The sequence below is a fragment of the Ruegeria sp. H6 genome (assembly GCF_056532975.1).
Genome location: NZ_JBQFOA010000013.1, coordinates 99272 through 126207 on the forward strand (window position 1 = coordinate 99272; position 26936 = coordinate 126207).

Genomic DNA, 26936 nt, shown 5'->3' on the forward strand with positions numbered 1-26936 from the left:
GACAAGCTGGTAATTCATCCCCCCAACGGGTCGGGAGCGATGTTTCCGCCACAAACAAGAACCGCAACCTTCTCGCCCAGCGCTGGTGTGTAGGCACCGCAGATCAGAGCGGCCATGGCGGCAGCCCCGGCAGGTTCGACCAGAATGCGGTGTGCCTGCCACAGCGTCTTCTGCGCCTGTGCGATGGCATCATCGGGCACCAGAACCGATGGCATGCCCTGTGCCAGGCCGAAACAAATCTCTCCGATCCGGCGCGCGCCCAGCGCGTTTGCGGCAATCCCGGACACTGAAACATCCACCGGCGCCCCGGCCTGTAATGCGGCGTGCAACGCGCATGAGGTCTCGGGCTCGACCGCGACAACTTTGCGCGCGCCTTGAAACCAGGCCAGGGCCCCGGCGATCAGCCCGCCGCCACCTACGGCCACCAGAACCGTATCGGCCTGCAAACCCTGCGCATCCCATTCGGCAAAACAGGTGCCCTGTCCTGCCACGGTCGGCACGGCGTCATAGGCATGGATTTGCATCGCACCGCTTGCGGCCTCATGTTCCTGCGCCAGGGCCAGGGCGTTGGCGTATTCACCGGGCACAACGCTCAGATCTGCACCGATCCCTTCGATCAACGCGATTTTCGACGGGCCGGCGATCTCTGGGACAAAGATCTTGGCCGGATAGCCAAGCGCCCGTGCGGCATAGGCCGCTGCCGCGCCGTGATTGCCGCCCGAAGCGGCGACAACCCCGGCCGCTGGTACATCCAGGCTGAGCAGCGTGTTGAACGCACCCCGCGCCTTGAAGCTGCCGGTGTGCTGCATATGCTCCAGCTTCATCTCAACCGGATACACCAGCACATTGCTTTCCATCACAGGTGTGACCTGCGCATGACCGGCGATCCGTTCCCGGGCCGCCAATATTTCAGTTTTCCAATCCATTCTTGTCTTTCCGTGACTGGCACTCTGCCCGCGAACCCTATAGCTGTTTCATGAACACGCAAGCAGGGATCGATCACCAATGAGAGAAGACCGCCACAGCCCGTTCCGCGACGCGCAGACCGATCGCTCGACCGCGCGCGAGGTTCCCGATACGCCACAGACACGGTCCCCCGCCTATCGGCTGGCCTTTGCGGATGAGGAGTTCCTGTGCCGGGATGAGCTGCGCCCGGTGCGCCTGCAACTGGAATTGCTGAAACCCGAGATGATCATGAGCGAACGTGAGATCACCTCGACTATTGTCATGTTTGGTGGCGCACGCATCCCTGAACCGTCCAAGAAGCATACTGCACGGACACAAACGCTGGCAGGCCTTTCGGAATATTATGACGAGGCACGGGAATTCGCCCGATTGATGACCGAGAAATCGAACGAAACCGGCTGCCGTGAGAATGTCATCGTCACCGGCGGTGGCCCCGGCGTGATGGAGGCGGGTAACCGCGGGGCACAGGATGCAGGCGGCTGCTCCATCGGGTTGAACATTGTGCTGCCGCACGAACAGGCGCCGAACGAATATGTCACGCCTGACCTCAGCTTCAACTTCCACTATTTTGCCATTCGCAAAATGCATTTCCTGATGCGCGCGCGGGCGATCACAATTTTCCCCGGCGGCTTCGGCACGATGGATGAGCTGTTCGAATCGCTCACCCTGATCCAGACCGGCCGGATGGAACGCGTGCCCTTCCTGCTGTTTGGTCGCGCGTTTTGGGAGAAAGTGATCAACTGGGATGCGCTGGCGGATGCGGGCACGATCTCGGACGAAGATCTGGACCTGTTCCGCTTTGTCGATACCGCGCAAGAAGCGGTCGAGATCATCGAGAACTGGGAACCCGCCCCGCCGCGCGACGCCATCCCGGGACGATAAGCCATGGCCCCTAAACCCGGAGAGATGCTTCACCTGCGCGGCAATGCGCTGACCAAAGGCGAGCCCGTGGCCCTGCCGCTGACCCAAAGCAGTATGTACCATCTGCCGGGCGCGCCCGAGGATTTCGCCACCTATGGGCGGGTCGACAACCCGACCTGGGTGCAATTGGAACATGTCCTGTCGCATCTGGAAGACGCACCTTGCCTTAGCTTTCCGTCGGGCATGGCGGCGATCTCGGCTGCGTTGTTTGCGACGGTCCGGGCCGGGTCGCGGTTGCTGATCCCGTCAGATGGATACTATGTCACCCGGTTGCTGGCGGACCGGTTCCTGTCGCATCTGGGCGTCGACGTGACCGAGCGTCGGACCACCGCGTTTTCCGATGGCGGCTTTGACGGGTTTGATGTGGTCTTTGTCGAAAGCCCCTCGAACCCTGGCTTGGACATGATCGACCTTGCTGAGGTGGCGCAAATGGTGCGGGCCGCGGGTGGGATCACCATTGCCGACAACACCACCATGACCCCACTGGGCCAGCGCCCGTTGGATTTGGGCATAGATGTCGTTGTGTCATCAGACACCAAGGCAATGGGCGGGCATTCCGACATGCTGATGGGGCATGTGGCCAGCCGCAATGATCAGATCTTGGAACGGGTTGAAGAGTGGCGCAAAGTCTCGGGCACGATCCCCGGCCCGCATGAGGCCTGGCTGCTGCATCGCGGGTTGGAAACGCTGGAGGTTCGACTCGATCGCATGTGCAGCTCTGCAGGGGTTCTGGCTGAAAGGCTGGCCGAACACCCGGCGGTGAAACAGATCCGCTATCCCGGCCTGCCAGATGATCCCTCGCACGCGTTGGCCAAAGCTCAGACCACTCGCTTCGGGTTTCTGCTGTCCCTGACTTTGGAAAGCGAAGACAAGGCCGAAGCCTTCATCAACACCTGCCCTCTGCTACGCCCGGCCACATCGTTCGGTGGCGTCCACAGCTCGGCCGAACGCCGCGCGCGGTGGGGCGACGACGTGGATCCCGCCTTTATACGCCTGTCTGTCGGGTGCGAGCCGGTCGAAGAACTTTGGCAGGCTATCGAGGCCAGCCTGAATGCACTTTAATTACTTCTTGGGCTCACGCAGCGACGGAAACACATAGATCGGCAGCACAACGCTGGCGACCAAGGCACCCAGCCAAACCAAAAGCGTCGCGGCCAGCAGGTTCGAGATGCCGCCGACCGTCAACCCACTGGTCACCAGGTCTGTCACCAGCAACCCGACAAACGTCACGATCAGGGCAATACCACCTTTGAGCGCGGGGGCTTTCTTTTCGCCGATCTTCAGAATCAGAGGCTCGGCAACCACCTGAACCAGCGTGAAGACGATCACCACAACGATGAACGACACCGGCTTGATCGCGAAGCCGGACAACAACAGCACGGCCAGAATCAACCCAATGGCGTTTCCGGCCAGCAAAGCCAGGGCAGACATGATTTTGCGCGACATGAGCCGGCCTCCTTAAAGCATTACATCTCGATACATCGATATTAACAGACCGCGCTGAATTTGCGAGGCGAATTCGATATCAGGCCATTTTGACCTGTTGAAATCACATGATAAAACACCTTCATAAAGGGCAGATATGCCCCCATCCGCGAGAGGTGAGATGAGCGACGATCCCTATTCCGTTCTTGGCGTTTCCAAAGATGCCAGCGATGCCGAGATCAAGAAAGCCTATCGGCGCATCGCCAAGGATTGCCATCCCGACCTCAAACCCGGCGATGCCGAGGCCGAAGCCAAGTTTAAGGCGGCCGCAGCGGCGTATGATCTGCTGAAGGATCCCGAAAAGCGCAAGCAATACGACAATGGCGAAATTGACGCTTCGGGTCAGGAACGCCCGCAGCAGCGCTATTATCGCGACTATGCCGAGGCCGCTGGAAACCCCTATCGTGGGCGCACGGCGGATGCTGATGACATGTCGGACATTTTCGCCGAATTCATGCGCGGACGCGGCGGATTTGGCGGGCAGCGCGGGCAAGAGTTTCATGCCCCGGGCCATAATCTGAGTTATTCTCTGCAGATCAGCTTTCTGGATGCCGTTTTCGGTGCCAGCCAAAAGCTGACCTTGCCTGATGGCGACCGGATCGAAGTGAAGATACCCGCCGGAATCACCGACGGGCAAACCATTCGCCTGCGCGGCAAGGGCGCACCGGGATATGGCGAGGGGCCTGCGGGGGATGCTCTGGTGACGGTTTCCGTCGCTCCGCATCCGGTCTTTGATCGGCAAGGGGATGACATTCACATCACCTTGCCCATCACGATTGACGAGGCGGTGTTGGGCGGCAAAGTCCCCGCGCCCACCATCGATGGTGGGGTCAATGTCAGCGTCCCTGCGGGCACCAGCAGCGGCAAAACCCTGCGTCTGCGCGGCAAAGGGGTCAAGAAACGCGGCTCATCTGACAGGGGGGATCAACTGATCGAGCTGACGGTTACCATGCCGGACAAGATCGATGACGAATTGAAAGACTTCATGGAGACATGGCGCGAGACCCACCGCTATGATCCACGCAAAGGAATGGCGTCATGACCCGTACCCTGACCGAAGACGAACTGATCCAGGCCATCGCCCGCCTGACCTCGGACCGGCTGACGGAATATCTGGCGGCAGAGATTGTGATCCCCGAACAGTCCGAGCATGGTCTGGTTTATCAGAAACTGGACGTAGCGCGGCTGGAACTGGCCTGCGAGTTGCACGATCAATACGATATGGAGGCCGACGCCCTGTCGATGATGATCTCGCTTATCGATCAGCTGCACGGGTTACGCGCCGAATTGCGCGAGGTTCTGACCGCTGTGGAAACGCAGCCCGAACCGGTGCGAGCCCAGTTGATCGAGGTGATCGGGACGGCCCGGTTCAGTCGCTGAGCTGAAACTCTTCGGGCACGTAGAACGTATAATCCCGGTCGGCGACCGCTTCGTGACAGACATGGCAATAGGCGACCGCATCCGCGCGGTTGCCCATTGTGTCACCGAACAAAGACCCATCCGGCATGACCATGATATAGCGCCAATCGGCCGTGTCGGGATTGGTGCCTGCGGGCAGCTTCTCCATCACGAACAGCGCACCGGGATGCACGTTGCCCTCATCGGTGACGGTCATACTGTCCTTAGCCAGCACCGAGCCGACGGGCAAAACCTCGCCCTCTTGCAGCGTACCGTAGTTGTGCGCCATGCGGTTGGCATAGCTGTTCACGAACCGTTGCCCATGGGTCGCCGAAATATAGGGCGCGTCGTTGAATATCGGCCAGCTTTGGTAGTTTCGGATCAATTCCATCTGCGCCGCCGCATATCCCCGCGCCATACGCCGCGTCAGCGACTTGTAGTGCCCGCGTGCTTGGTTTTTTGTCAGCTCTGCCGGGTTTTCAATCGCCAGATGCGCATCTTCATCGGTTGTCTGCGCAAAAAGTACAGATGCCCCGACTGCCGCTATGGTCAGGGTTCCGAATAATGTCTTGGTACTTGCTATCATTGGTATGGCCCATCAGTGAATGTTGTTCGCCTGAATGCCGCCTCAGCAACGCTGCACAACAATAGCGGTTCAAAAGGGTGTTTCTATGAACCCGTTCACAAACTCACCGTCTTGTGTGCGAAATTGAGGCAAGCCTAAACACATGACAAGCCTAACAAATCATGTTCAGGAAAGACAGAAATCCAACATTAATTCGCCGCAGGTCGTGCGGCTCAGCACAAACCGGCCTCGGATTCGATCTGCTTGCGCGATTTGCGGGCCCGTTCGGTTGCCGATTTTAGCTGACCGCAGGCGGCCATGATATCTTCGCCCCGTGTCTTGCGAATGGGCGAAGCATAGCCTGCCTGATAGATGATATTCGCAAACGCACGGATACGATTGTTCGAGCTGCGCTTGTAGGGCGCGCCGGGCCATTCATTGAACGGGATCAGGTTGATCTTGGCCGGAATGTTGTGACGTTTAATGTGTGCGATCAGCCGGTGGGCATCTTCGTCACTATCGTTCACGCCATCCAGCATCACGTATTCAAAGGTAATCCGTTCGGAATTCGACGCCTTGGGATAGCTGGCCAGCGCCTGCAACAGTTCTTCGATGTTCCAGCGTTTGTTGATCGGAACCAGCACATCGCGGGTTTCATTGGTCGTGGCGTGGAACGAGATGGCCAGCAGGCAACCGATTTCCTGGGCCGTGCGCGCGATTTCGGGCACCACACCGCTGGTCGACAAAGTGATCCGGCGGCGCGACAGGGAAATCCCCTCGGGGTCCATGGCGATCTTCATCGCATCGCGGACGTTTTCAAAGTTATAAAGTGGCTCACCCATGCCCATCAGAACGATATTCGACAACAGGCGAGTCTCATCCTTGGGTGCGCCGGGGGTGGGCCATTCTTCAAGATCATCACGCGCCATCATCACCTGACCGACGATTTCTGCCGCCGTCAGGTTGCGCACCAGCTTCTGCGTACCGGTGTGGCAGAAAGAGCAGGTCAGCGTGCAGCCCACCTGGGATGAGATACACAGCGTGCCGCGATCCTCTTCGGGGATATAGACCACCTCAACCTCGTGCCCGCCGGCAATGCGACACAGGTATTTACGGGTGCCATCTTCAGACACCTGACGCGTCACAACCTCGGGGATTTCGATCACGAAACTTTCGGCCAATTGTGCGCGATAGGCTTTGGCCAGATTGGTCATCTCGGCAAAATCACGCACGCCCCACTGATAGATCCACTGCCAGATCTGCCCGGTGCGCATCTTGGCCTGCTTTTCGGGCGTGCCGTGCGCGACCAATGTCTCGCGCAGCTGATCCCGGGTCAGACCGACAAGATTGATCTTCCCCTCGGGCAGTTTGCGGGGGATGGTCATGACGTCTTGAGTGATCGGCGCTTTGGGCGACATGGTGGCGTATCTCAATGGATTCTGGCTTGGGATGCGCCTCTATATAGGACTGCGCTCAAAGATCAAAAGGAATCGTACCGGCTAGTTTGCATATTGCAGCAATTCATCCACCCGCAGCCGACCCAGTTCGATCCGGCACGAGGTGATGCCAATGCCCGTACCCGATCCGCCACCAAAGGATGCGCCAACCGCGTCGCACTGCGCGTCGCGATAAGCCACCCATGCGGTTTGAGAGGCCTCAAGAGCGGGCAGGGCCTCGACGCGTTCCGTTATATCGTCCAGTTCTTTGGCGGCATCCATGGCAAACCCGAGGGCTGCCTGCAAAGCATCATTTACGCTCTTTTCCATTTCCGAAACGCATGCACCGATCTCGACCTGAGAAGACGCCTCGGAACATTCCAAGCTCGGGTCGGCGAATGCGACGACAGGAACAAAGCAAATGACAGCGGCAAGACGCATTTCGGGGCTCCTTTCCGGAAAAGGCTGTTTGGCGTCGATCCTACTGCATCAACGCGAAAACTGCCCCTGAATTCTGGTGGTGCCTCAGTTGGTGCAGCGTTTTTCGGCGTCTTCGATCGCGGCGGTAAAGCCCAGCAAAGAGAATGTGTCTTTGGTTTGGGTTCCACGTTCTGACCGCGCGGTTAGAACCGCTTCGGTGCCGCGTTTCATGGCCGTTACGATTTTTGCATCATCACCAGCGGTTGCGGGCCACGCCCATTCCCCTTCGGTGAACAGTTCAAACTCGCTGCCATCCACGACCAGATTCACAGTCGATCCGGATGCAAAAGGATAGCCACCGGTAAAGGTGACCTGCCCTTTGACCTCGGCGTTCGGACGGTAGAACACAAACAGCAGAATGTCGCTGCGCCGGACCGACACGACGCGGCCGCCGCGCGTGTTTACGGTTTCTTTCGGGGCGGACACGCTCCAGCATTCGGTCGGGTCGTCCTCGACGAAAACGCTCCAATCCGTATTCGCGGCAACCCGATTGGTGCTGGTCGCCTGCTGCGCGAGCGCCGTTGTTGCCATCCCTGCCATGCACAAGCCCGCGATTATGCGGACGAGTTGTGATCCCATTTGTCCAGCCTCCTAGCTCGACCCATACCTCATACCCATCGGAATTGGCTGCGAACCCTGACGGTTCGTCTTTGATAAGTTGCACATCCCGATGATTGCCGACATACACACACTAACGCAGGTTTCGCCACAGGCGAAAGGGCGATTGGCAAGAAATTGCGCATATTTATGGGGGCCAGATGACGCAGCCGGTACCGATGACAGAACTATGGCGAGGCCCTTTGCTGGAAAGCCTGCATCTGGGCCATGCGGTGATTTGCGACAGCACAGGGCAAATCGTCCAAAGCTGGGGCGATCCAAACGCGGTGATCTATCCCCGTTCGTCTGCCAAGATGATCCAGGCGTTGCCATTGGTCACGTCTGGTGCAGCAGCCAAGTACGGTTTGAATAGCGAGCATCTGGCGCTGGCCTGCGCCTCGCACAACGGGGCGCATATTCATACCGATCGCGTCTCGGCCTGGCTGGACCATCTGGGTTTGTCCGAACCCGATCTGCGCTGCGGTCCGCAAGAGCCGCAAGACATGGCCGCCCGGGATGGGTTGATCCTGGCCGATGACACGCCTTGTCAGATTCACAACAATTGTTCTGGCAAGCATTGCGGGTTTCTGACCCTGGCACAGCACATGGGCGCTGGCCCCGAATACCTAGACATCGATCACCCCGTACAACAAGCGTGTCTGTCGGCCATTGAGGAAACGGCAGGCGAAACAAGCCCCGGTTACGGGATCGACGGATGCTCGGCCCCGAACTTTGCCACGTCGCTGGTTGGGCTGGCACGGTCGATGGCCTGGTTTGCCTCTGCTGCGGACCGGACCGACCGATCAAGCGACGCGGCGCAGCAGCTGACTGCGGCGATGATCAAGCATCCCGAACTGGTTGCTGGCGAAACCCGCGCCTGTACCGAGCTGATGCGCGCCATGAATGGTCGCGCGGCGATCAAAACCGGGGCCGAGGCGGTGTTTGTTGCCATCATTCCGGAAAAGCGTCTGGGCGTCGCGCTCAAGATCACCGACGGGACCACACGCGCCAGCGAATGCGCCATCGCTGCCATTCTGGTCAGCCTGGGAGTGCTGGAGGCCGAGCACCCGGCCACCCGCAAATTCATGAATGCCATACAATACAGCCGCCGCGGGCTGGATTGCGGCATGATCAAACCGGCAGCGGGCTTCCCCGCCTAGGCTCAGGTGTCAAATTCGTGGATTTCGGCCACTTCGACCGAGCCCGATCCGTTCTGAACCATGGGGCATCCCTTGGCCATCTCGGTGGCAGCATCGATATTGTCCGCCATGATGACGGTAAAGCCCGAGGCCGGATTGGAGCCGCCATTATCCGCGACGCCGTCCCCGCTGACCGTATAGGATTGACCAACCGGGTTTCCGGGAATTTTCAAGGCCGGTCCCATGTTCTGAAACCATGCGCCCCACGCGGCCATCGTGGCCTCGATCTCGGCGGGGTCCTGAGGGGTATGCCCCCCGTGATAGACAAACAAATATTGGGGCATAACGCTCCTCCCTGTTGAAACCTATTTGCACTGCGCCTCAAGCTTGCGCAGCGAAGATGTCCAGCCCTGATTGTGGTTGGCGGCCGCTTCGGCATCGGCCAGTTCGCGATGATCCAGCACCAGTCGGGATCCGTCCGCCGTTGCGGTCACCGAAAAAGTCACATGGCTTTCTTCGCCGCGCTGATCATTGTCGTCATGCCACGCCCAAGTGAAGCCCACCGACCTTGGCGGATCAACATGGGTGACGTGACCCGATACCTTGTATTGCTGACCTTCACCGTTCTCCATGACGGAATACCATGGGCCCGTGCGCGAGAAATCCAAGTTGTGCTCGGGCACATGCATCCCTTCCGGCCCCCACCATTGCAACAGCTTCGTGCCATTGCTGATCCATGCAAACAGATCCTCGGGGCTGACGGGGAAATCCCGCTCCAGTTTCAGGTCGGCCATGATGTCTCCTTTTCAATGATGTCGCTCAGACGATCCAGGCTGCTTTCCCAGAATTGCCGCTTGGACATGGTCCAGTCCGCAATCGCGCGTAGACCCTCGGTTTGGATGGAATACATGCGTTGTGGCCCCTGGACCCGCTGCTGGATCAACCCGGCCTCGCGCAATATTTTCAGATGTCGCGAGATCGCTGCACCCGAGATGTTGCGGCCTTCCACCAGATCACCAGCAGCAAGCTCTCCGTGCTCCATCAATTGTTCGACAATCGCGAACCGGGTCGCATCGGACAGGGCGGAAAAAGCATTCAGAAGTGTACTCATTTTTCCTATTTAACATTCTTGTTAAATAATGAAAACCCTGAATTGATCCTGAATTTTACTGCCATCACCAGGTCGATGGTGACCTATTAACACCGCGTTGAATGCGGGCAATAAACTTTGATGGACAGGCATAATCTGCAAAAGCTATAGTGCATTCACAAAATTTTGTTTTCTTGTTGGTTTTTGAGGAGCTTCTAAATGCGAAGGATAGCTACCCCGGTTTTTCTGCTCTGTTCGGTCTCGCTGGCCGGGTGTGATTCGCCTTGGTCTCAGACCGAGTCTGTCTCGACCCCGCAAAGTGTCGTTGAACCCGCGCCTGCGGTCAGCGCCGCTCCGCTTGCCCCGGCGCCAGCGGTAGCCTCGTCTTCTGATGCCAGAACACAGACCGCATCTGCCGCGTCATCCGGCGAGAACAGAGATAGCGGTGGCGACTCTGGCGGTGGTGAAAGCTCCGGCGGCGGCGGTGGAAACTCCGGTGGCGGCGGCGGTGGCGGTCGCTCTGGCGGCGGCGGAAGCTCCGGTGGTGGCGGAGGCGGAGGCGGAGGCGGCGGTGGTGCCGGCGGCGGCGGAGGCGGTAGCTGGAACTGATCTGAAAGGATCGCAGAATGTTACGGCCACTTCTGGCACAGACCACCTGCCGGATCATGCTGAGCTTGTCGCTCAGCCTTGCTCCGGTGGGGTATGCACTGGCACAATCCAACGAACAATCCTTGCAAAGCACTGGCACGGCCCGTGTGGCCATTGTCGTTGGCAATCAGGACTATGACCATGTCGGCGATCTGACCAACGCGCAGAAAGACGCCCAGGACATCGCGCAGATGCTGCGCGATTTCGATTTTCAGGTCTATGACGGCTACAACCTTGGAAAACGCGAATTTGAGGAACTGATCCGGGTTGCGGTTCTGAACATCCCCGACTCGGCCGAAGTTCTGTTCTATTACGCAGGCCACGGGATTCAGATCGGGCGGCGGAATTACCTGCTGCCGGTCGATGCGCAATTCGAAAGCATCTATGATGTGCCGCTTGCGACAATGACGCTGGACCGGGTGATCGACACCCTGTCGGCGCGCAGTTCGGCCCATGTGGCCATATTGGATTCATGCCGCGACAACCCGTTTCAGGATATCCGGCTTGCGGCTGATCTGGACGCCAACCTGTTTGAAACCCGCGCCGGTTTCGATGTCTTCAAGACGCCGCTGAACTCTCTGATCGCCTATTCCACCTCACCCGGCGCTGTAGCCAGCGACGGCGCAGTGGGTCAGAACAGTCCTTACACTGCCGCGGTTCTGGAAACCGCGCGGTCTTCGCCGTTTGACAACATCCAGCAGCTTTTCCCTGTCATCCGCGAGCGTGTACACGATTCCACTTCGGGCAAGCAAATCCCCTGGGAAAGCTCGACCCTGGTTCGCCCGTTCTACCTGGCGCAACAGAAGATGGAATCGCAGGCCGAACCGACCCCGGCACAGGCTGAAGTGGCGCAATCCCAGTCACTGTCGCTGAGCCATCAGTTCGACAAATCCGTTCCATTGTCCAGCAGCCTGGAGCAAGCCTTGGGTCAGGACGTTGTCAGCGTGCGCTTGGTCGACAACCCCAATCGCGGCGTGGTCAACACAGGCGACGATGTACAGCGGAATGCCCTTTCCTACGCGCCTGAAATCGCCGACACCCGCGCCGTCGATCTAGGCGCGCAGAGCTTTGCGGATACGTTCACCGTCGAAGTCCTGACCGCAGATCAAAGCACGCAAACCGTGGATGTTTCCCTGAGCCTGTCGATGAACAGCTGCGATCTTGAGGCAGGCGATGCGCTGGATATCAACGGCGTCGGCGTTTATCGCCTGCCCAACGAGTTGGATCTTCCCAAAGGTCTGGCCGCCTGCACGCAGGCTGTTGCCGACAACCCCGGCAATCCGCGCTTTTTGTATCAGCTGGGCCGCGTGCAGCAGGCCTCGGGGCTTTTGCCTGATGCGTATCAAAGCATTCGTGCCGCAGCAGAGGGTGGGCATATCCGGGCGAAATATGCGCTGGCTACGTTACTGGACTCGGGCCGTATTGATCGGGCGGTGACCAAGATCCCATACGACCCGGATCAAGCGCGGGCTTTGCTTGAAGAAGGCACCGCGGCCCAGGATCCTTACGCTATGCATCGCCTGGGCAAGATGCTGTTGCGAGAAAGCGATTCAGCCGAAGACAATCGGCGCGGGTTTGAATTGCTCGAACGCTCGGTCGAGCTGGGCCACACCTTTTCCATGAATGAGCTTGGCCTGTATTTCCTGCGCGAAAATTCGAACCACTATATTCCCGAACGAGGGATGCGCTATCTGCGCGCCTCTGAGCTGCGCAAGGATATATATGGGTATGACAACCTCGCCTATGTGTCGCTTAACGGGCTGGGCGGCAATCCTGTCGATTTCAACAAGGCCGAGGCATATTTTCTGGCAGCAGCCGATGGCGGGCATCCGACAGCGCCAGCAAGCATCGCCCGCATGATCCTGCGCGATCAGCTAGAGGGCAGAACCCGGTCCGAGGCTTTGGGCTGGTACGACACATCGCTGGAACGCGGTGATGCCTGGGGCGGCGCGAATGGTGCCTATATCATCCTGGACGGGCAAGTGCCGGATCGTGGTCCCGCCGATGCGGCAGTGCGTGCTGCAAAGGCTGCACTGTTGTCGAACGAGGAGCCGGCCAGTCAGGCGCGCGCACAATTGGACCAGATATCGCAGGCTGATCTCAACCGGGCGCTGCAGATGTCGCTCAACGAACTGGGCGAGAACATCTCGGTCGACGGTCAGGTCGGGCCATCCACACTGGCCGCGCTGGAAAATGCAGCCGCCCAGTATGGGGTTCCGGTGCCATATGCGGCGGCCAACGATCCAAAGGCACGCTTGCTTTTGGCCGCGCGGATCTATTGGGCGCAAAACCCGGTCCGGTTCGATTTGTTCTAGCGTCAGTCTACAAAATCCGAACGCGCATAGCCTTGCAGATACAGCAGCGCCGTCAGATCGCCATGATTGACGCGGATGTCACATTGCGCCGCGACCGAGGGCTTGGCGTGCAGCGCAACGCCTGATCCGGCGCGGCCCAGCATACCCAGATCATTGGCCCCGTCCCCCACGGCGATCACATCGGATTCTGACAGGTTTAGTTTTGCCGTGATCTGCTCCAATGCCTCGATCTTGGCCTGACGGCCCAGGATCGGGCGCCCGACATCACCGGTCAGGTGACCAACCTCGACCAGCAGCGTGTTGGCTCGGTTCTCATCGAAACCCAGTTGCGCGGCAACATGCGCCGTAAACGCCGTGAACCCGCCAGAGACCAAAGCCGCATAGGCCCCGTGCGCCCGCATGGTGGCCAGAAGCACTCGCCCACCCGGCATCAGAGTGATCCGTTCGGCCAGAACCTTGGCGATGACACTTTCGTCCAACCCTTTCAACAGGCCGACACGTTCGATCAGGGCGCCTTCGAAATCCAGCTCCCCATTCATTGCGCGGGCGGTGATGTCCTTGACGTGTGCGCCCACCCCGGCCTCATCGGCCAGCTCGTCAATGCATTCCTGTTGGATCATGGTGCTGTCCATATCGGCCAGCAGCATCTTTTTGCGCCGCTCCTCGGCCGGTTGCACGATCAGGTCGACACCCAGCTTTTGCAGATCGGCCCAAACCTCCCATTGGTTGTCCGGTATCTGCGGCAGCGCAAATTCGGCAGCCTCATCGGGACTGAGCCATATGCCCTCACCCCCGCCCCACGCATTGCGCAACGAGTCAACCAGCGCCGTGTCCAACGTGGGCGCGTCGGGATTGGTCAGCAGGGTGGCAACATACATTGTGGATCCTCCGGCAGGCTGCCCTGCGCATATCGCAGGTGCAGCATTTTCGCCAGAGGTCAGTTTGACTTACCCTAGAATGCCCGGCAGCCGCAGCCCATGCGCCCGCGCACAATCCTTGGCGATGTCATACCCTGCATCCGCATGACGCCACACGCCCGAGGCCGGGTCATTCCACAAAACACGCTCCAACCGCCGCGCGGCGTCTTCGGTGCCATCGGCACAGATCACCACACCTGCATGTTGGCTGAAGCCCATGCCAACGCCACCGCCGTGATGCAGCGATACCCAGGTTGCGCCGCTGGCCGTATTGATCAGCGCATTCAGTAGGGGCCAGTCCGATACGGCATCCGAGCCATCCAGCATCGCTTCGGTCTCGCGGTTGGGCGAGGCGACCGAGCCCGAATCCAGGTGATCGCGCCCAATGACAACCGGCGCTTTCAGCTCACCATTGCCGACCATCTCGTTAAAGGCCAGGCCGGCGCGGTGCCGATCGCCCAGCCCGATCCAGCAGATGCGTGCGGGCAGGCCCTGAAACGCGATGCGTTCCTGCGCCATGTCCAGCCAGCGATGCAGGTGCTCGTTCTCTGGGAACAGCTCTTTCATCTTGGCATCGGTCTTGTAGATATCCTCAGGGTCGCCCGACAGGGCGCACCAGCGGAACGGGCCGATGCCTTTGCAGAACAGCGGGCGGATATAGGCGGGTACGAAACCGGGAAAGGCAAATGCGTTTTCCAGTCCTTCGTCCTGCGCGACCTGCCGGATGTTGTTGCCGTAATCCAGCGTCGGAACGCCTGCGTTCCAGAAATCGACCATCGCGGATACGTGCTGCTTCATCGAAACGCGCGCTGCTTTTTCCACCGCTTTAGGATCTGTTTCCCGCTTGTCGCGCCACTGCGCCATGGACCAGCCAAGTGGCAGATAGCCGTTGATCGGGTCATGGGCGCTGGTCTGGTCGGTGACGATGTCGGGGCGCATGCCGCCTTCGGCCATCCGGCGGTAAATCTCGGGGAACACCTCGGCCGCATTGCCCAGCAGACCTACGGATTTCGCTTCGCCCGCCTTGGTCCAGCGGTCGATCATTTCCAGCGCTTCGTCCAGCGTCTCGGCCTTTTCGTCCAGGTACTTTGTACGCAGTCGGAAATCTATGCTGTCGGGGTTGCACTCGACCGCAAGACAGCAAGCCCCGGCAAAGACCGCCGCCAGAGGTTGCGCGCCGCCCATGCCGCCCAGACCGCCGGTCAGGATCCACTTGCCCGTCAGGTCGCCGCCATAATGCTGACGCCCGGCCTCGGCGAAGGTTTCATAGGTGCCCTGAACGATGCCCTGCGTGCCGATATAAATCCACGACCCGGCGGTCATCTGGCCGTACATCATCAGGCCCTTTTTATCGAGCTCATTGAAGTGATCCCAGGTCGCCCAATGCGGCACGAGGTTCGAGTTGGCGATCAGCACCCGTGGCGCGTCCTTATGGGTGCGAATGATCGCGACGGGCTTACCGGATTGGACGATCAGAGTTTCATCCTCTTCCAAATCCTTCAGCCCGGCCACGATCGTGTCGAAATCCTTCCACGTCCGTGCTGCGCGCCCGATACCTCCGTAAACCACCAGTTCATGCGGGTTTTCGGCCACATCCGGGTGCAGGTTGTTCATCAACATCCGCAAGGGCGCCTCGGTTACCCAGCTTTTGGCGTTCAGTTCGGGACCAGTGGGTGGAAAAACGTCACGGGTGTTCTTGCGAGGATCGGTCATGGGGCAAGCTCCATTGCAGTGTCTTGAATGGCGGTCAGGATGTCGCGCAGCCAGGGACGCAGACGGTCCGCTTTGTGGGTGTCATATTGCCAAGTCGGGGTCTCGGCGCTCAGATATGTGGATTGCGCCAATTCCATCTGTATGGCGTGCACCCCATCCGCGGGGCGACCATAATGCCGGGTTGTCCAACCGCCGCGAAAGCGTCCGTTCAACACAGTGGAATAGGGCGAAGAATCCGCAAATTCATGCGCAATAGACTCGATTTCCGTCGCGCAGGTCGCACCGCCATCGGTCCCGATATTCATTGCGGGCAGAGTCCCTTCGAACAGAAACGAGATGTGGCTGCGGATCGAGTGGCAGTCAAACAGGATGGCATATCCGTACCGCGCCTTCACCCGCTGCAATTCCTGTTCAAGCGCGGCGTGGTATGGCGCATGAAAAGCCTGACGGCGGGTTTCAATTTCGTCGTCTGAGGGCTCTTGCCCATTGACCCAGATCGCTTGCCCGTCAAAGTCGGTCAGCGGCACCAGAGTTGTCGTGTTCTGCCCCGGATAAAGCGATGCGCCCATTGGGTCGCGATTGCAGTCAATCACATAGCGATGGACATGCGATTGAACGACCGTCGCATCATCGATTAGCCCATCATAGAGCCTGTTAATGTGCCAGTCCGTATCCGCCAGACCCAGCCCGTTGTCGTTCAGACGGGTCGCGATGTTATCCGGCACAAAGGTTCCACCATGGGGCTGACCCAGCACAATCGGACCATCGCCGCGTTGAACGCTAAAGACCTCCATCACAGGACCTCTGGCATTGAGAGGTTCGCCGCATTTAGGATGGCACCTTCGGCTACCAGCTGTTTGGCGGTCTCAAGCTCGGGCGCGAGAAAGCGGTCATCATCCAGCGACGGCACGTCCTGGCGCAATCGCGCGATGACCCGCTGCAAGGTCTGGCTTGTTGTCAACGGCGCCCGAAACTCCACACCCTGGGCGCCGCAGAGCAGTTCGATCCCCAGAATATGGTTCAGATTCTCAACCATCCGTGACAGACGGCGGGCGCCGTGGGCGGCCATGGAGACGTGGTCTTCCTGGTTGGCCGATGTCGGCGTGCTGTCGGTGACGCAGGGATTGGCCAGATGCTTGTTCTCGCTCATCAACGCAGCAGTAGTAACCTCGGCAATCATCAATCCCGAATTCAGGCCCGGATTCGGCGTCAGGAACGGCGGCAGATCAAAGCTGAGCGCAGGGTCCACCATCAAGGCGATCCGACGTTGCGAAATCGCCCCAATCTCCGAGACGGCAAGCGCGATCATGTCGGCGGCAAAGCCTACGGGTTCGGCATGGAAGTTCCCACCTGAAACGATGGCGTCAGGCTCGGTCAGGACAAGTGGGTTGTCGGTGGCGGCGTTGGCTTCGGTCACCAGCGTCGCAGCGGCCTGCCGGATCACGTCCATCGCAGCGCCGGTAACCTGCGGCTGACAGCGAATGCAATAGGGATCCTGCACTCGGGTGTCCCCTTCACGATGACTCTCCCGAATTTCCGACCCTTCCAGCGCCGCGCGCATGGCGGCCGCCGCGTCGATCTGCCCGCGATGCCCCCTGAGGGCATGGATTTCCGGTTGCAGAGGCGCGGTGGACCCCATGATAGCATCCGTGGAAACCGCTGCGATCACCAGTGCATTTTGGGCCGAACGCCAGCCTTCAAAAAGCCCAGCCAAGGCAAAGGCCGTGGAAAACTGCGTGCCGTTGATAAAGGCAAGACCTTCTTTGGGACCCAGTTGAATAGGTTCTAATCCAACGGAATTCAGCGCTTCCTGACCCGACATGACGGTTCCGGCTACCTCAGCCTCACCTTCACCGATGACCACCGCCGTCATATGCGCCAGAGGAGCCAGGTCACCGGACGCCCCGACCGACCCTTGTGCGGGTATGACCGGGGTGACGCCTTTGTCCAACATCTGTTGCAACAGCTCAATCAATTGCCACCGCACGCCCGAGGCCCCGCGGCCAAAGGACAACAGCTTGAGCGACATCATCAGCCGCGCCAGCCTGCGCGGAACCGCAGGGCCCACCCCGCAGCAATGGCTGAGGATCAGGTTGCGCTGCAGGGTCGATGTGTCCTCGGGTGCGATCTTGTGGCTGGCGAGCTTGCCGAACCCTGTATTGACGCCATAGACCGGATCTGATCCCTCTGCCGCCTGTGCGATCCGGGCGGCAGCCTCTTCGACCTTTGGGCGGCAGCTCTCGTCCAGGGTCAACGCGGTCTCATCCCAGTAAAGCGCCGCCAACTGGTCCAGCGACACGTGACCGGGGATCAAAGAAACTGTCATGCCTGACCTCCGAAAATACGTTTGTGAAGGGGGTTGAACCCGATCCGGTAGGACAACTCGGCAGGGTGTGTCACATCCCAAACCGCAAGATCTGCGCGCATTCCACTTTGAATAGAGCCTGAATCTTTCAGACCAAGCGCCTGCGCGGCATTGCGCGTGACACCGGACAGCGCCTCAAGCGGGGTCATTCGGAACAGCGTGCACCCCATGTTCATCGTCAGCAACAGCGACGCCAGAGGGGACGAACCCGGGTTGCAATCCGTCGCCAGCGCCATCGGCACGCCATGCTGCCGGAACCCGGCGACCGGTGGGGCTTGGGTCTCTCGCAGCGTATAGAACGCGCCGGGCAGCAAGACAGCAACGGAACCGGCGCCTGCCATGGCCTGAATCCCCGCATCGTCGAGGTATTCCACATGGTCCGCTGACATCGCCCCGTAAGAGGCCGCGAGCGCCGCGCCGCCCAGATTGGATAATTGTTCGGCATGCAGCTTGACCGGAAGCCCAAGTTCCCTGGCCACATCAAAGACGCGCGCAATTTGTGCGGGGTTAAACGCGATCCCCTCGCAAAACCCGTCAACAGCATCCACCAGACCCTCAGCGTGGGCCGCGCGCAGCGTCGGGATGCAGACCTGATCGATATAGTCATCGGCGCGACCGGAAAATTCTGGCGGCGTGGCGTGTGCGCCCAGAAACGAGGTCTTAACCCGCACCGGACGCTCCTTCGCGATGCGACGGGCAACGCGCAGCATCCGAAGTTCAGTCTCGGAATCCAGGCCATAGCCTGACTTCACCTCGATACAGGACACGCCCTCGGCGATCAGTGCATCCGCGCGGGTCAAAGCGTCGGTCAGCAGCGCCTCTTCAGTGGCGCCGCGTGTGCCATTCACCGTCGACAGAATGCCGCCACCTGCGCGGGCGATTTCTTCATAGGTCGCACCGTTCAGGCGCATCTCGAACTCAACCGCGCGGTTGCCGCCAAAGACCAGATGAGTATGCGCGTCGATCAGGGCCGGGGTGATCAGCCGATTGCCAAAATCCTGAACCGGCCAGTCCGCATACTCAGTCGGAAGCGCGTCGCGGGATCCAGTCCACATGATGTTGCTTTCTGAAACCGCGATAGCGCCGTTTTCAATCATCCCGTAATCGCCGGGATCGGACAAAGTTGCGATCCGGGAACTGCAAAACACAGATTTTTTCGACATGGCGATTCTTTTGGGCTCCCTTTTTGATATGAATTTAAGTATACGGGTAACTAATTAATGTCTACACATTATGGATACCCGATGGCAATTCACGCAAAAACCGCCCTGATAGGCTCTGATTGTTGGGTTCAGGATGTGCGCCTGGAACTGGATGGGCTGGTCATTTCAGAACTGGAAATTGGCGTCGCGCATCGCCCCGATGATGCACGTGTCGACGTCTTGCTGCCCGCGCTAAGCAACCTGCACAGCCATGCCTTTCAGCGCGCGATGGCGGGCATGACCGAAACCCGTGCTGCCGGACGCGAAAGCTTTTGGACCTGGCGCACGTTGATGTACCGGTTTCTGGATCAACTGACGCCTGAGCAGATTCAAGCCATCGCCGCACTGGTTTTCATGGAGATGCAAGAGGCCGGCTATGCCGCTGTAGGAGAGTTCCATTATGTCCATCACCAACCCGGCGGCGCACCTTATGCGGCGCTGCATGAGCTGAGCCAGCGCATCTTTGCCGCGGCTGAACTGACAGGAATCGGTCTGACCCATCTTCCGGTGCTCTACACCTATGCCGGGGTGCAACAGCAGGCCCTCGAAGGGGGCCAATTGCGGTTCGGCAACACGGTCGAACGCTTTGCCGAGCTGGTCGAGCAGTGCAGAACCGCCCTGCCGCTTGCGGATGCAGCCATCGGGATCGCGCCGCATTCTCTGCGGGCTACGTCGCCGCAGGACCTGCGGCAGGTTTTGGAAACGGCACCTACCGGGCCTGTGCATATACATATATCCGAACAGCTTGCGGAAGTTGCCGAGGTTGAAGCTGCCCTGGGCGCGCGCCCGGTGGCGTGGTTGTTGGACAATGCCGAGGTAAACCAACGCTGGTGCCTGATCCACGCCACCCATATGACCGATCAGGAAACATCTGCGCTGGCCCGATCCGGGGCCGTGGCCGGGCTGTGCCCGATTACCGAGGCCAATCTGGGTGACGGTATCTTCAACGGCGTTGTATATGTGGAAAACGGTGGGCGTTTCGGGGTGGGATCAGACTCTAATATTCGGATTTCTCTACCGGAAGAGCTGCGAACCCTAGAGTATTCGCAACGCCTGCGGGACAAAGCCCGTACCGTTCTCGTGCCCCATGAGGGGTCTGTTGGACATGCCCTCTATACCGGAGCAGCCCAAGGGGGCGCGCAGGCGTTGGGGCGGGATGCCGGAGAGATCGCCGTCGGAAAGCTTGCAGATCTGGTGGCCATTGACAGATCACATCCGACCTTGTGTGCTTTGCGCGACGATCAGATACTGGACGGCTTGTGTTTTGCCGCACCAGATGGGTTGGTCACAGATCTGTGGTCTGCGGGACGGCACATGGTGCGCGGCGGGCGACACATTGCACGCGACCAAATCATCCCCGCCTACCGGTCCGCCGTCGCCGACCTGCTGCGCGCGATCTAGTCAAATCCCCTGTATCAGAGCCTAAATGAACCAAAGCAACGACACCACAAGCTACAAAGACATCAAGCGCACCGTCCTGGAGCGCATCCGATCCGGCGAGTGGCAGCCCGATGCCTTGTTGCCCAATGAACAGGATCTTGCGGTCGAGTTTTCCTGTACCCGCACGACCGTCAATCGGGCGATGCGCGAGCTGGCGGATGAGGGCTATCTTGAACGACGGCGCAAGGCGGGCACCCGTGTTCTCAGCGCGCCGCAGCGCCAGGCCCGCTTTACCATTCCTTTGGTGCGGGATGAGGTTGAGGCGCGCGGCGGCGCATATCGCTATGCCCTTGTCGAAGCGCAAACCGGACCGGCCCCCGAATGGCTGCGCACAAGGTTGGATCTGACGGACGAACAATCCGCGATGCATGTCCGCTGCATGCACTATTCAGGCACGGCACCCTTCCAGTACGAGGATCGCTGGATCATCGTGGACAGCGTGCCGCAGGTCGTGCAGGCCGATTTCACTGGCATCAGCCCCAACGAATGGCTGTTGCAAACGGTGCCTTTCACCAATGTCGAACTGACCTTTATGGCGACGCGCGCGGATGGCACCATATCCGGGTTTCTCGATCTGCCCGAGGGCGAGCCCGTCTTTACTGCCGAACGCATCACCTGGCTGCAAGGGCGGCCCGTGACGTTGGCCAAAATGCACTTTGCCGCCGGATATCGGATGACCACGCAATATTGACCCAGCCTTGCGCGCAAGACAGGGTCTTTACCCTGACAGCTTTCCGATACAGGGTCAGGTCGACACCGCGCACCGTGGAACAGCAGAGGGTTACGGGATGGGCAATCCGCTTTACGATCGCTTGTTTGGCATTCACGCAGGCAAAAACACACCGTTTTTACACCTGCCCGACGGTCACACACTCGCCCACGCGGATTTTCTGGATATGGCCGCGCGTCTTGCCAACGCTTTGGTTGGGTTGAATTTGGAACCGGGTGAGCGTGTCGCGGTTCAGGTCGAGAAATCTCCACAAGCGCTTGCGCTATATGCGGCCTGTGCGCAGACCGGTTTGATTTTCCTGCCGCTGAACACCGCCTACACAACCGCCGAGTTGGAGTATTTCATTGAAAACAGCGGTTCGGCGCTGGTGGTATGCGATCCGGCGAAAAAGGCTGAATTAGAGCCTGTTGCACAGGCGCAAAACGCCAGGATCGAAACGCTGGCCGCCGATGGATCGGGCAGTTTGATGCGCCGGGCGCTTGGCATGTTGCCAGCGTTCGAACCTGTGGCCCGCGACGAAGAGGATCTGGCCGCGATCCTGTACACGTCCGGCACCACTGGGCGGTCAAAAGGCGCGATGCTGACACAGGGCAACCTGCTGTCAAACGCAGAGACACTGGTGGAGGAATGGCGGTTTACAGAAAACGACGTGCTGCTACACGCGCTGCCGATCTTTCACACCCACGGGCTGTTTGTGGCGTCGAATGTGGTGCTGGCCTCGGGCGGGTCAATGATCTTTCTGCCCAAGTTCGATCTGGACGACATGCTGCGCCTGATGCCGCGGGCCACAACGATGATGGGCGTTCCCACCTTCTACACCCGGCTACTGGGTGATGCGCGGTTTACCAGTGACCTGACCCGCGACATGCGTTTGTTTATCTCCGGCTCTGCCCCTTTGCTGGCCGAGACCCACATTCAGTTTCAGGATCGGTGCGGACATCGCATTCTGGAACGCTATGGCATGACCGAAACCAATATGAACACGTCGAACCCCTATGACGGCGAGCGGCGCGCCGGAACCGTCGGGTTCCCCTTGCCAGGTGTCGAGTTGAAGGTGACAGACCCTGAAACCGGCGCGCTTCTGCCGCAGGGCGAGATTGGCATCATCGAAGTGCGCGGTCCCAATGTCTTTCACGGCTATTGGGAAATGCCAGATAAAACCGCCGCTGAACTGCGTGAAGACGGGTTCTTTATTACCGGCGATCTGGGGCGGATCGATGAAGACGGCTATGTCCACATCGTCGGGCGCGGCAAGGACCTGATCATCTCGGGTGGGTTTAACATCTATCCCAAAGAGCTTGAGCTTTTGCTGGATGATCAACCCGGCATCCTGGAAAGCGCGGTCATCGGAGTGCCGCACCCTGACTTCGGAGAAACGCCAGTTGGCCTGCTGGTCCCCGCCCCTGGGCAATCACCCGATCTGGCGACGGTTCTTGCGTCGGTTAAAAAAGACCTTGCCCGGTTCAAGCATCCCAGACAACTGATCCTGCTCGATGAGTTACCCCGCAACACTATGGGCAAGGTGCAAAAGAACGTGCTGCGCGACCGCTTTAAGGACCTGTTCAGCGCGGATTAGGCTCTAACCGCTGCCGTCCTTTCTCGGTTAGAAGCCAGCAATCGCGGCCCTCAAACACGGCCACTGCGGCGGCTTTTCCATAACCGGCACCCGTATCCAGATTGATCCGATTGCCGTAATGCGTGGCATGATCCACCGGTGTGTGACCGTGAACAATCAGCTTTTCGTATGGCCCTGAATGGGCATGGAACGTGTTGCGTATCCAGACCAGATCGTTCTGGTTCTGCTCGTTCAACGGCACGCCCGGGCGAACACCGGCGTGGACAAAAGCGACCTCGGGTGTTTGGTATATCGACACCAGATCGCGCATAAATGTCAGATGTGACTTTGGCACGGCGGCGCTGGCCATCGCGTGCAGATCCTCAAGCCGGATCTGATTTTCGAACTCAACGCCATAGCTGCGCAACGTCTCGATCCCGCCCAGACGCTCATGCAGCCAATGATAGCCCAGCAAAAGATGGGGGTCGTGCCGGGGGGTGTCCTCCATGAACCACGCAAACATCCGGTCGTGATTGCCCAATAGGGTGACCCAATTGCGCCCCGCATCGCGGCCAGCGATCAAGCGATCGATCACCCCGCGGCTGTCCGGTCCGCGATCCACATAGTCACCCAGAAACACGATCTGTGCGTCCGGCCCGCCATCCTGAGCAATCAACGACATGGCACGTTCGAGCTCGGTGGTCTGACCGTGCAGGTCACCAACGGCGTAGATCGGTGTTGTCATTGGGCATCCTCGGCTGTCCGGGTGGCGTGTCTGATGCGCTTTGTGACGCAAAGCGACGCCGGGGGAAAGGGAATGCCCGCGCAATCCCATGCGCGGGCATCGACTTGTTTCACAATCTCAACACCTCCGGCGCTTAGGCCACGTCAAACTGCAAGGGTTTGATCTGGGTGAACAGTCCGGTTTCCGCCAGCATCGCACGGGCTTTGGCCGGAACCGGGGCGTCTACGTAAAGCAGGGCGATCGCCTCACCCCCAGCTTCGGCCCGGCCCAGGGTAAAGTTGGCGATGTTCACGTTGTTCGATCCCATGGTCTGACCCAGCGTACCTATGATGCCGGGAACATCTTCATTGGTGGTATACAGCATATGCGCGCCCACTTCGGCATCGATATTGATGCCTTTGATCTGAATGAACCGCGGCTTGCCGTCGCTGAACACAGTCCCCCCAATCGAGCGTTCGCGTTTATTGGTTACGACAGTGACCTTCACATAACCTTCGAACGCTCCCGATTTATCCTGATTGGTGGTCGAGATCTGGATGCCACGTTCTTTGGCCACCACCGGGGCCGAGACCATATTCACCTCGGGGTTGAACTTTTTCATGATCCCGGCAACGACCGAACAGTTCAACGCGGCAAGGTTCATATTTGCGGCAACACCGTCATAGAGGATGTTGATTGCCTTGATCGGCTCATCCGTCATCTGGCCGATGAAACTGCCCAAGTGACCCGCTAGCTTGATCCAGGGACCCATGACCTTGGCCTCTTCGGCCGTCACGCTGGGCATGTTCAGCGCGTTTTCAACCGCACCCGTCAGCAGGTAATTCGAGATCTGCTCGGCCACCTGTAGCGCCACGTTCTCCTGCGCCTCGGTGGTCGCCGCACCAAGGTGGGGCGTGCAGACCACGTTGGGCAGGTTGAACAGGGCATTCTCTTTGGCCGGTTCTTCACTGAACACATCAAAGGCCGCCCCGGCAACGTGGCCCGATTGCAGCGCCTCGGCCAAGGCCTCTTCGTCCACCAGTCCGCCGCGGGCGCAGTTGATGATCCGCACGCCTTTCTTGGTCTTAGCCAGATTCTCGCGGCTCAGGATGTTGCGGGTCTGGTCAGTCAGCGGTACGTGCAGGGTGATGAAATCGGCCCGCGCCAGCAACTCATCCAGTTCGACCTTGTCGACACCCATCTGGGCGGCTTTCTCTTCACCCAGATAAGGATCATAGGCGACCACCTTCATTTTCAGACCCAGGGCGCGCTCGCACACGATGCCGCCGATGTTGCCCGCACCGATCACGCCAAGGGTCTTGTTGGTCAGCTCAATCCCCATGAACTTGGACTTTTCCCATTTGCCCGCATGGGTCGAGGTGCTGGCCTCGGGGATTTGCCGCGCCACGGCGAACATCATCGCAATGGCATGTTCAGCGGTGGTGATCATGTTGCCAAAAGGCGTGTTCATCACGATCACACCCTTCTTGGAGGCCGCATCTTTATCGATATTGTCTGTGCCAATCCCGGCGCGACCGATGACTTTCAGCTTGTCGGCCTTGTCCAGAATGGTTGGCGTCACCTTGGTGGCGGAACGGATGGCAAGACCGTCATACTGACCGATCACTTCGGCCAGTTTGTCCTTGTCCTTGCCCAGATCAGGCATGAAATCCACGTCGATGCCGCGATCCCGGAAGATCTGCACGGCGGTTTCGGAAAGCTTGTCAGATACGAGTACTTTGGGGGCCATTTCTCTGGTCCTTTGAATGTGTATTGGGGTGGCGGGCTGAAGCCCGCCCTACATTTCGATTGGAGTAGGCCGGGCTTCAGCCCGGCTCAGGAATCTCAGGCAGCCTCAGACTGTGCCGCAATCTCGGCCTCAAAGGCCCAGGCCAGCCAGGGCAGCATCGCTTCGATATCCGAGGTCTCAACCGTGCCGCCGCACCAGATGCGCAGGCCCGCAGGCGCGTCGCGATAAGCGCCGATGTCCAGCGCGATGTTTTCGGCCTCCAGCCGTTTCGCAACGGCCTTGGCAAATGTCGCACCATCCTGAATGCGCGCATCCGTGAATTTCAGACAAACCGAGGTGTTCGACCGGGTTGCCGCATCCTCGGCCAGATTGGCGATCCAGTCGTTCTGTTTGCAGAATGCGTGTATCGCACCGGCATTTGCGTCAGCGCGGGCAACTAGGCTTTGCAAACCCCCGACCGAGCGCGCCCAGTCCAAAGCGAAGAGGTAATCCTCGACCGCCAGCATCGACGGCGTGTTGATCGTGGCCCCGGTAAAGATACCGTCGATCAGCTTGCCACCCTTTGTCAGGCGGAAAATCTTGGGCAGCGGCCAAACAGGTGTATAGCTTTCCAGCCGTTCAACGGCGCGAGGGCTCAGGATCAGCATCCCGTGGGCCGCTTCGCCACCCAGCACTTTCTGCCAGCTAAATGTTGTCACATCCAGCTTGTCCCAGGGCAGATCCATCGCAAAAGCCGCCGAGGTCGCATCGCAGATCGTAAGGCCCTGGCGGGCATCGGCGATCCAATCGCCATCGGGAACCCGCACGCCCGAGGTTGTGCCGTTCCACGTAAAGACCACATCATTGGCGAATTCGACCGAGGCCAGATCGACGATCTGTCCGTACTCCGCCGTCTTCACATCCGCGTCGATCTTCAGCTGCTTAACCACATCCGTGACCCAACCCGCGCCAAAGCTCTCCCAGGCCAGCATCTCGACCTTGCGGTCGCCCAGCAGGTTCCACATCGCCATTTCAACCGCGCCGGTATCCGAGGCAGGTACGATGCCGATCCTGTAGTCTGCCGGAATACCCAATACTTCGCGCGTACCCTCAATGGCCGCTTTCAGCTTGTCCTTGCCAACAGCAGCCCGATGCGAACGTCCTAATGCGGCGTCAGCCAGTTTGGACAGATTAAATGTGGGAGGTTTGGCACAGGGGCCCGAGGAAAAACGCGGATTTGCCGGCCGCGTGACCGGAGTAGTGATGCTCATCTGTATTACCCTTCCAGATACACGCCCCTCGTTGGGGAGGGGTGTCCCACGGACAGGGGTATGGGGCGTTTACTCAGGCAGCAAGCAAAAAAGACCCTTAGCCGCCAGAAAACGACATCGGACAGGGCCACAAATCGGAACGGAGGTTTCCGATAAGCGAAAAACCCCGTCTTTTTAGGCGGGGTTTTTGTGTTTTGTTTTATTCGGCGGCGTCTTGGTATTCTGACATGGGTGGGCATGTGCAGATGAG

27 protein-coding genes are annotated in these 26936 nt (G+C 59.4%); 10 read left to right on the forward strand and 17 right to left on the reverse strand.

The window, feature by feature from the left end; genetic code table 11:
• Window positions 1–14 precede the first annotated feature (14 nt).
• Window positions 15–926: a threonine/serine dehydratase gene (locus ACR0AG_RS18460; RefSeq protein WP_480841643.1), complete on the reverse strand. Its 912-nt coding sequence runs from the start codon at window positions 924–926 to the stop codon at window positions 15–17.
• A 79-nt stretch (window positions 927–1005) separates the two neighbouring features.
• On the opposite strand from ACR0AG_RS18460, the gene ACR0AG_RS18465 reads away from it, so the two are divergent.
• A complete protein-coding gene (locus tag ACR0AG_RS18465; RefSeq protein WP_480841645.1) occupies window positions 1006–1848 on the forward strand; it encodes an LOG family protein in 843 nt (280 codons plus the stop codon).
• Window positions 1849–1851: 3 nt separating this feature from the next.
• Window positions 1852–2949 (forward strand): cystathionine gamma-lyase, encoded by a 1098-nt coding sequence (locus ACR0AG_RS18470; RefSeq protein WP_480841647.1) that lies wholly within the window; start codon window positions 1852–1854, stop codon window positions 2947–2949.
• Here ACR0AG_RS18470 and ACR0AG_RS18475 read toward each other — a convergent pair whose 3' ends face one another.
• Window positions 2950–3333 carry a hypothetical protein gene (locus ACR0AG_RS18475; protein ID WP_480841649.1) on the reverse strand — a complete coding sequence of 128 codons (384 nt, stop codon included), beginning with the start codon at window positions 3331–3333 and terminating at the stop codon, window positions 2950–2952.
• 160 nt (window positions 3334–3493) lie between these two features.
• On the opposite strand from ACR0AG_RS18475, the gene ACR0AG_RS18480 reads away from it, so the two are divergent.
• On the forward strand, window positions 3494–4414 hold the full coding sequence (locus ACR0AG_RS18480; protein WP_480841651.1) for a DnaJ C-terminal domain-containing protein: 921 nt from the start codon (window positions 3494–3496) through the stop codon (window positions 4412–4414).
• Complete coding sequence (locus tag ACR0AG_RS18485) at window positions 4411–4752, forward strand: hypothetical protein (RefSeq protein ID WP_480841653.1); 342 nt, start codon at window positions 4411–4413, stop codon at window positions 4750–4752. Before ACR0AG_RS18480 ends, ACR0AG_RS18485 begins: the two co-directional genes overlap by 4 nt.
• Here the strand turns inward: ACR0AG_RS18485 and ACR0AG_RS18490 are convergent.
• From ACR0AG_RS18490 to ACR0AG_RS18505, 4 genes are all read right to left on the reverse strand, one after another.
• Entirely contained in the window at window positions 4742–5356 is a 615-nt protein-coding gene (locus tag ACR0AG_RS18490) for a cytochrome P460 family protein (RefSeq protein ID WP_480841656.1), read from the reverse strand. The genes ACR0AG_RS18485 and ACR0AG_RS18490 overlap by 11 nt on opposite strands.
• 212 nt (window positions 5357–5568) lie before the next feature.
• Window positions 5569–6753 (reverse strand): dual-specificity RNA methyltransferase RlmN, encoded by a 1185-nt coding sequence (rlmN, locus tag ACR0AG_RS18495; RefSeq protein ID WP_480841658.1) that lies wholly within the window; start codon window positions 6751–6753, stop codon window positions 5569–5571.
• 81 nt (window positions 6754–6834) lie between these two features.
• Window positions 6835–7212, reverse strand: coding sequence for a lysozyme inhibitor LprI family protein (locus ACR0AG_RS18500; RefSeq protein ID WP_480841660.1), 378 nt, complete (start codon window positions 7210–7212; stop codon window positions 6835–6837).
• 84 nt (window positions 7213–7296) lie between these two features.
• Complete coding sequence (locus ACR0AG_RS18505; protein ID WP_480841662.1) at window positions 7297–7830, reverse strand: invasion associated locus B family protein; 534 nt, start codon at window positions 7828–7830, stop codon at window positions 7297–7299.
• Window positions 7831–8009: 179 nt separating this feature from the next.
• Here ACR0AG_RS18505 and ACR0AG_RS18510 point away from each other — a divergent pair, with 179 nt between their 5' ends.
• Entirely contained in the window at window positions 8010–9008 is a 999-nt protein-coding gene (locus ACR0AG_RS18510) for an asparaginase (RefSeq protein WP_480841664.1), read from the forward strand.
• Window positions 9009–9010: 2 nt separating this feature from the next.
• Here the strand turns inward: ACR0AG_RS18510 and ACR0AG_RS18515 are convergent, their stop codons facing one another.
• The 3 genes from ACR0AG_RS18515 to ACR0AG_RS18525 are packed head-to-tail and all read right to left on the reverse strand — an operon-like array spanning window position 9011 to window position 10098.
• Window positions 9011–9331 (reverse strand): YciI family protein, encoded by a 321-nt coding sequence (locus ACR0AG_RS18515; protein WP_480841666.1) that lies wholly within the window; start codon window positions 9329–9331, stop codon window positions 9011–9013.
• A 21-nt stretch (window positions 9332–9352) separates the two neighbouring features.
• The gene (locus ACR0AG_RS18520) at window positions 9353–9781 is read right to left on the reverse strand and encodes an SRPBCC family protein (protein WP_480841668.1); all 429 of its coding nucleotides are present in this window, start codon (window positions 9779–9781) and stop codon (window positions 9353–9355) included.
• Entirely contained in the window at window positions 9769–10098 is a 330-nt protein-coding gene (locus ACR0AG_RS18525; protein ID WP_480841670.1) for an ArsR/SmtB family transcription factor, read from the reverse strand. Before ACR0AG_RS18525 ends, ACR0AG_RS18520 begins: the two co-directional genes overlap by 13 nt.
• A 198-nt stretch (window positions 10099–10296) precedes the next feature.
• Here ACR0AG_RS18525 and ACR0AG_RS18530 point away from each other — a divergent pair, with 198 nt between their 5' ends.
• On the forward strand, window positions 10297–10686 hold the full coding sequence (locus tag ACR0AG_RS18530) for a hypothetical protein (protein ID WP_480841672.1): 390 nt from the start codon (window positions 10297–10299) through the stop codon (window positions 10684–10686).
• Between the two features lie 17 nt (window positions 10687–10703).
• Window positions 10704–13040 carry a caspase family protein gene (locus ACR0AG_RS18535; protein ID WP_480841674.1) on the forward strand — a complete coding sequence of 779 codons (2337 nt, stop codon included), beginning with the start codon at window positions 10704–10706 and terminating at the stop codon, window positions 13038–13040.
• Window positions 13041–13042: 2 nt separating this feature from the next.
• Here the strand turns inward: ACR0AG_RS18535 and serB are convergent, their stop codons facing one another.
• The 5 genes from serB to hutI form a co-directional block, all read right to left on the reverse strand.
• Complete coding sequence (serB, locus tag ACR0AG_RS18540; protein WP_480841676.1) at window positions 13043–13918, reverse strand: phosphoserine phosphatase SerB; 876 nt, start codon at window positions 13916–13918, stop codon at window positions 13043–13045.
• 69 nt (window positions 13919–13987) lie between these two features.
• Window positions 13988–15670, reverse strand: a complete 1683-nt coding sequence (gene hutU, locus ACR0AG_RS18545; protein ID WP_480841678.1) for a urocanate hydratase — start codon at window positions 15668–15670, stop codon at window positions 13988–13990.
• Window positions 15667–16464, reverse strand: a complete 798-nt coding sequence (gene hutG, locus ACR0AG_RS18550; RefSeq protein WP_480841680.1) for an N-formylglutamate deformylase — start codon at window positions 16462–16464, stop codon at window positions 15667–15669. Before hutG ends, hutU begins: the two co-directional genes overlap by 4 nt.
• A complete protein-coding gene (hutH, locus tag ACR0AG_RS18555) occupies window positions 16464–17996 on the reverse strand; it encodes a histidine ammonia-lyase (RefSeq protein ID WP_480841683.1) in 1533 nt (510 codons plus the stop codon). Before hutH ends, hutG begins: the two co-directional genes overlap by 1 nt.
• Window positions 17993–19198, reverse strand: coding sequence for an imidazolonepropionase (hutI, locus tag ACR0AG_RS18560; RefSeq protein WP_480841685.1), 1206 nt, complete (start codon window positions 19196–19198; stop codon window positions 17993–17995). The genes hutH and hutI overlap by 4 nt, the downstream gene beginning before the upstream one ends.
• Window positions 19199–19279: 81 nt before the next feature.
• On the opposite strand from hutI, the gene ACR0AG_RS18565 reads away from it, so the two are divergent.
• The 3 genes from ACR0AG_RS18565 (at window position 19280) to ACR0AG_RS18575 (ending at window position 22983) form a co-directional block, all read left to right on the forward strand.
• Window positions 19280–20638 carry a formimidoylglutamate deiminase gene (locus ACR0AG_RS18565; protein ID WP_480841695.1) on the forward strand — a complete coding sequence of 453 codons (1359 nt, stop codon included), beginning with the start codon at window positions 19280–19282 and terminating at the stop codon, window positions 20636–20638.
• A gap of 25 nt (window positions 20639–20663) precedes the next feature.
• Complete coding sequence (locus tag ACR0AG_RS18570; RefSeq protein ID WP_480841687.1) at window positions 20664–21368, forward strand: UTRA domain-containing protein; 705 nt, start codon at window positions 20664–20666, stop codon at window positions 21366–21368.
• 97 nt (window positions 21369–21465) lie between these two features.
• A complete protein-coding gene (locus ACR0AG_RS18575) occupies window positions 21466–22983 on the forward strand; it encodes a malonate--CoA ligase (RefSeq protein ID WP_480841697.1) in 1518 nt (505 codons plus the stop codon).
• Here ACR0AG_RS18575 and ACR0AG_RS18580 read toward each other — a convergent pair.
• The 3 genes from ACR0AG_RS18580 to ACR0AG_RS18590 all read right to left on the reverse strand — a co-directional run bounded on the left by ACR0AG_RS18580 (window position 22970) and on the right by ACR0AG_RS18590 (window position 26686).
• Window positions 22970–23707: a metallophosphoesterase family protein gene (locus tag ACR0AG_RS18580; protein ID WP_480841689.1), complete on the reverse strand. Its 738-nt coding sequence runs from the start codon at window positions 23705–23707 to the stop codon at window positions 22970–22972. The two genes, ACR0AG_RS18575 and ACR0AG_RS18580, sit on opposite strands and share 14 nt — an antisense overlap.
• Window positions 23708–23840: 133 nt before the next feature.
• Window positions 23841–25436, reverse strand: coding sequence for a phosphoglycerate dehydrogenase (gene serA, locus ACR0AG_RS18585; RefSeq protein ID WP_480841691.1), 1596 nt, complete (start codon window positions 25434–25436; stop codon window positions 23841–23843).
• Window positions 25437–25531: 95 nt separating this feature from the next.
• Window positions 25532–26686 (reverse strand): phosphoserine transaminase, encoded by a 1155-nt coding sequence (locus ACR0AG_RS18590; RefSeq protein ID WP_480841693.1) that lies wholly within the window; start codon window positions 26684–26686, stop codon window positions 25532–25534.
• Window positions 26687–26936: the final 250 nt, after the last annotated feature.